Annotated in this window: 5 protein-coding genes and 1 pseudogene; 1 reads left to right on the top strand and 5 read right to left on the bottom strand. The window is 51.9% G+C overall.

The annotated features are described in order from the left end of the window. Positions 1 to 75: 75 nt before the first annotated feature. From KGP24_RS24715 to KGP24_RS24695, 5 genes and pseudogenes are all read right to left on the bottom strand, one after another. Positions 76 to 1632: a sensor domain-containing diguanylate cyclase gene (locus KGP24_RS24715; RefSeq protein ID WP_223538343.1), complete on the bottom strand. Its 1557-nt coding sequence runs from the start codon at positions 1630 to 1632 to the stop codon at positions 76 to 78. Between the two features lie 348 nt (positions 1633 to 1980). Continuing rightward, positions 1981 to 2196 carry an MbeD family mobilization/exclusion protein gene (locus KGP24_RS24710; protein WP_072048928.1) on the bottom strand — a complete coding sequence of 72 codons (216 nt, stop codon included), beginning with the start codon at positions 2194 to 2196 and terminating at the stop codon, positions 1981 to 1983. 3 nt (positions 2197 to 2199) lie between these two features. Beyond that, the gene (locus KGP24_RS24705) at positions 2200 to 2685 is read right to left on the bottom strand and encodes an MbeB family mobilization protein (RefSeq protein WP_223538340.1); all 486 of its coding nucleotides are present in this window, start codon (positions 2683 to 2685) and stop codon (positions 2200 to 2202) included. Positions 2686 to 2719: 34 nt separating this feature from the next. Continuing rightward, positions 2720 to 3154: pseudogene (locus KGP24_RS24730) on the bottom strand (relaxase/mobilization nuclease domain-containing protein); the annotation flags it as partial. Positions 3155 to 3362: 208 nt separating this feature from the next. Beyond that, complete coding sequence (locus KGP24_RS24695; protein ID WP_223538346.1) at positions 3363 to 3686, bottom strand: MobC family plasmid mobilization relaxosome protein; 324 nt, start codon at positions 3684 to 3686, stop codon at positions 3363 to 3365. 648 nt (positions 3687 to 4334) lie between these two features. Here KGP24_RS24695 and KGP24_RS24805 point away from each other — a divergent pair. Beyond that, the gene (locus tag KGP24_RS24805) at positions 4335 to 4469 is read left to right on the top strand and encodes a replication initiation protein (RefSeq protein WP_071996625.1); all 135 of its coding nucleotides are present in this window, start codon (positions 4335 to 4337) and stop codon (positions 4467 to 4469) included. Positions 4470 to 4648 lie beyond the last annotated feature (179 nt).

Below are 4648 nucleotides of genomic sequence, written 5' to 3'. Positions count from 1 at the left end.
AGAGGATCCGCTTCTTAAACCCTCTTCCCCACAAAAAAAACGGCACACTAGCGCGTAAAGCGTCATCAAAAAAACTCAAATAGCGCTATATACAATCACTTTATTACGCCCCTCTCTCTTAGCTTGATAAAGAGCATCATCAGCATTTTTCAGCAAAAAATCGATCCCACCAAGAGGAGCATCTTGCGTTGCCACACCAGCAGATATGGTGACCCGCAAGTTATTAGGGAAAACAGTACCTTCAATAACACTCCTGATACGCTCCGCAACACACTCAGCTGTTACCACAGATGTATTCGGCAGAAAAACAACAAACTCTTCGCCACCAAACCGACAAACAATATCTTCACTACGGCAGCAAGAATTAATAACCTTAGCCAAAGAAACAAGCACCTCATCTCCGACCCCATGCCCGAAGCTATCATTTATTTTTTTAAAAAAGTCAACATCAATAGCAATAACCGAAGCCCCTGAGACCTGCTTGTAACCCTGTGTTTTATTTGAAAAACCCAATCTGTTGTTCACACCGGTTAGGGGATCTTTAACCGCCACCTCATTTAGAGAATCAACCCTTTCCATCATTGTCTTAACATGAGAAAGAAGTGCCTTCTTTAGTCGGTCGGCTTCGGCATACCAAGCATTGATACCTTTAATGTAAACTAGCGAAGCTCCTATATCTTTAGCACTGGTAGATGTAGCAAGATTTTCTAAAGGAATTGAAATACGGGAGGCAATGAAATATGAAAGAAGTGAAAACGTAATAATTATTACAATTAGCAGCACAAGCACACTTTTAGCATAAGTAATAAGAATAGTAGTAACGCTTTCAGCATGACTATAAACCAACACACTCCAGGCAGTATTTTTCATATGAGCATAACCAAGAAGATACTTATACCCCGAAGAAGAAATGGCCCCCTCACCTCTCTCAGGCGAAGTTAACTTTGACTTCAAATCATCAGCCATAACCATTGGTCGACCAACAGCACTGCTATCGTTACTAAAGATCACATTTCCATCATCACTAACAACGCTAACTTCAGTGTCGCTTTTAAAAAAATGTCTACTCAAGACGTCGCTAAATAAACTATGTTCTTTTAGATATATAGACCCACCGATATATCCTATATAATTGCCACTCTTATCATAAATAGGATGCGACAACAAAACAATCAAATTCCCAGCAGCTGATCTGTAAGGCGAAGATATAAATGGTTTTTTCCCTTCAAGCGCCAACTTAGTGGCACTTGAACTCAAGTGGACACCAACTAAACCAAGTGATTCTGGCGAAGTCGCCAGAACAACAGCACCATTACTAACAACAACAACTGAATTAAATATACCAGACTGCAATCTTAACCTATCTGTCTCATTTTTAAGTAAATCAAAATCATTAGTTGACTCTATTTTTTTTGCACCATATGCTAATTCACTTTGAGCCATTTCAATATAATTACTCATTACATCTGACATTTTCATCGCGTACGATGAATTAGCATCAAGCAAATTTTTTTCTATATTTTCACGCTGAAAAATCATAATGACTATAATTAAAAAAATAGAAGTCAACAAAATCCCACCAACGGACAAGGTTATGACTATCGGACGAAGGTGAGGCTTTTTAATTCTCATAAAAATACACTCCATATAATTAAAAAAATGCCGCATTTACCATAACATCCCTTACCTGCACCGCCCTGGACGGGTTCGGCGCGAATGCGGCGTCAGCCCGGCAAAACCGGCAGAAAACTCCCCGGTAAACCGCGAATTCTGCGCCTGATAATCTCTGCGCGGCTGCATGGCTATGCAGCCGGGTGAATGGCACGGGCTTTCGGCGCGGATCCGCGCCGGAATCCTCATTTTATCCGGTTTGTTACAGCGACGGACCGTCATACGTCCGCTAGCGCTGCGATCGTTCCAGCTCCAGCGTTTTCTGATGCTGCGCCGCGCGCGCCTGCTCCCGGTGCGCCTCGATACCGTTCAGCCTTGCGACAACCGGCGCAGCTGATCGCTCAAACTCTGCACCTGCCTGCTCAAGCCCGTGACGCGCTCGCTCAGCGCCGCGTTCTCCCGTTGCATAAGACCAGACATCGTCCGCCATTCCGCGAAGGCGTTCTCCCACTCGTCCAGCCTTTTCGAGTAGTCCTGCTGTAGCTGCTCTAATGCGCTCAGCAACTGTTTTTCCAGCTCCGTCATGTGCTATTTCCCCGCCAGTATCATCCAGCTCGAGTCCTCTCCGAATCCGCCCGCTTGCGGATTCACCCTCACGCATCGGCGTCTCTGCTCTCCGCAGGTCGAGAGCTGAACGCCGCTGTTCCTCTCTGACAGCATGGCCTGCGTGCTCTTCTGCTCCCGGATGGTAGTGTAGTTCTCGAGGATCTGCTGCCCCTGCCACCACAGAATGCCCGCGCTCGACGCGATCAGAAGGACGGACACCAGGACGATGGTCAGCCACGTCTGGCTGACCATGCGCATCATCCCTTTCGTGCGCTGGCTCATGGCTGAGGACAGCTTCCTGTCGTGGTCGAGGATGGCGGCGCTGATTCTCTTCTCGCTTTCGCTCAGTTCCGCTCTGACAGACTTCTCGTGCTCGCTGAATGCGGCTTTCAGCATCTCGCCGGTACTCTGCTGCTGCGCTTTCGATTTCTGCTCTAAGTCCTTCGCCAGCGTTAAAAGACTGTTCATAGATGGCTCCCTTCAGTCGGATGTTTCGCCCCCCGTCCGGGTCGGCAATGCTTATGCTGCTTTTCGTGGTGCGCACCACCTCAAAACCTGCGCTTTTCAGCGCCTCAGTGACGTCCTGACGGGTTTTCAGCTCCCCGGACGAGGCTAAGGACAGTAAACCCCGCGTAATCGCCTGAGCGGCTTCCTGCTTCGCTTCCGGCAGCGCGGACGGCGTGACCAGCGCACGCCGGTTTTCCGGCGCGTTCGGGTCGTGCAGCCCCAGTCTGCCGTTCACGATGGTCTGCCAGGCATCGATGCGCGGACGGTCAGCGCGGTCGTAATACGGCTGGAGCCGTCTGCCGGTCAGCAGCTCCGTGTTCGGGATCAGGAAGTTCAGCTCCAGCCGCCCCTTGTCCTGGTGCTCAACCCACAGCACGCTGTACTGGTCTTTATCAAGTCCGGGCATCAGAACCCGCTCAAAGCTCGCCATCAGCTTTTCACGCTGGCCGGGCGGTAAATCCTTTTCGGCAAAGGACAGAACACCGGATGTGTACTTTTTGGCGTAGGGCGAGGCGTCGATAAGCTCCCGGACTTCCTCCGGTTTACCCTGCAGAACGCTGGCTCCGTCGCGGTGCCGGTCTTTGCCCAGCAGATAATCCACCGGACCGGCACCGCCACCGCGGCCTCGCGGGTGAAACTTAACGATCATCGTCTGCCCCCTTTTCCAGCACGGCGTGCCGCAGCCGCTCGAGTCCGGCATCGATGGCCATCAGCGCGGCGACTACCTGCACGCGGTCGTGCCCGCAGCCGGCACTGCCGTTAACCTGCCGGGCAATCTGGTTAAGGTTATTCCCCATGCCGGCAAGCTGACGAAGCAGCGCCGGCGAGATCGAGGTAAGTTTGCAAGCGCGGGCAGGCTTCTCGTTCAGACACGTCTGCCGCATCCAGGCCGCGAGCTGTTTACCGTCACAGCGTTCCAGCAGACGGCGGTGCTCATCTTCGGTTACCCACATCGTGAGCATTTTGCTGCGTTTGTCGGCCAATCCGGCCTCCTGATAACGCCGGGGCGGGCGGGAGATTCTTTCCCGGACGGCGCGGTGTTGGACAAGCCACAGGCGCGTCAGTGGCATTTGGCGGGTTTCGGGGCGCAGCCCTGAACCAGTCACGTAGCGCTAGCGGAGTGTATACTGGCTTACTATGTTGGCACGGATGCGGATATCAGTGAAGTGCTTCATGTGGCAGGAGAAAAATGCAGCAGCGGAGCGTCAGCAGAATATGCGATACAGGAGATATTCCGCTTCCTCGCTCACTGACTCGCTGCGCTCGGTCGTTCGGCTGCGGCGAGCGGTACCGGCTTACTGGCGGGGCGGAAATTTCCTGGAAGATGGCAGGAAGAAACTTAACAGTGAAGCGATAAGGCCGCGGCAAAGCCGTTTTTCCATAGGCTCCGCCCCCCTGACAAGCATCACGAAATCTGACGCTCAAATCAGTGGTGGCGAAACCCGACAGGACTTAAAGATACCAGGCGTTTCCCCCTGGTGGCTCCCTCGTGCGCTCTCCTGTTCCTGCCTTTCGGTTTACCGGTGTCATTCCGCTGTTATGGCCGCGTTTGTCTCATTCCACGCCTGACACTCAGTTCCGGGAAGGCAGTTCGCTCCAAGCTGGACTGTATGCACGAACCCCCCGTTCAGTCCGACTGCTGCGCCTTATCCGGTAACTATCGTCTTGAGTCCAACCCGGAAAGACACGCAAAAGCGCCACTGGCAGCAGCCACTGGTAACAGGTTTAGAGGAGGAGAGTCTTGAAGTTTCGGGTGTGATAAGGCTACACTGAAAGGACAGTTTTGGTGACTGCGCTCCTCCAAGCCAGTTACCTTAGGTTAGAAAGCCTGAGAAACTTCTAACCTTCGAAAGAACCCGCGCCTGAGAACGCGGGTTTTTTCGTTTACAGAGCAAAAGATTACGACGACATCGAAGGGATAACA

The sequence above is a fragment of the Enterobacter sp. JBIWA008 genome (assembly GCF_019968765.1).
Classification (GTDB): domain Bacteria; phylum Pseudomonadota; class Gammaproteobacteria; order Enterobacterales; family Enterobacteriaceae; genus Enterobacter.
The sequence above is the reverse complement of the archived record's forward strand: the minus strand, read 5'-3'. Positions and strand labels throughout refer to the sequence as shown.

Bases quoted from the DNA above. Each gene is read 5' to 3' on its own strand.
- KGP24_RS24715 (WP_223538343.1), bottom strand. From the start codon at position 1,632: ATGAGAATTAAAAAGCCTCACCTTCGTCCGATAGTCATAACCTTGTCC.
- KGP24_RS24710 (WP_072048928.1), bottom strand. From the start codon at position 2,196: ATGACGGAGCTGGAAAAACAGTTGCTGAGCGCATTAGAGCAGCTACAG.
- KGP24_RS24705 (WP_223538340.1), bottom strand. From the start codon at position 2,685: ATGAACAGTCTTTTAACGCTGGCGAAGGACTTAGAGCAGAAATCGAAA.
- KGP24_RS24695 (WP_223538346.1), bottom strand. From the start codon at position 3,686: ATGCTCACGATGTGGGTAACCGAAGATGAGCACCGCCGTCTGCTGGAA.
- KGP24_RS24805 (WP_071996625.1), top strand. From the start codon at position 4,335: ATGCACGAACCCCCCGTTCAGTCCGACTGCTGCGCCTTATCCGGTAAC.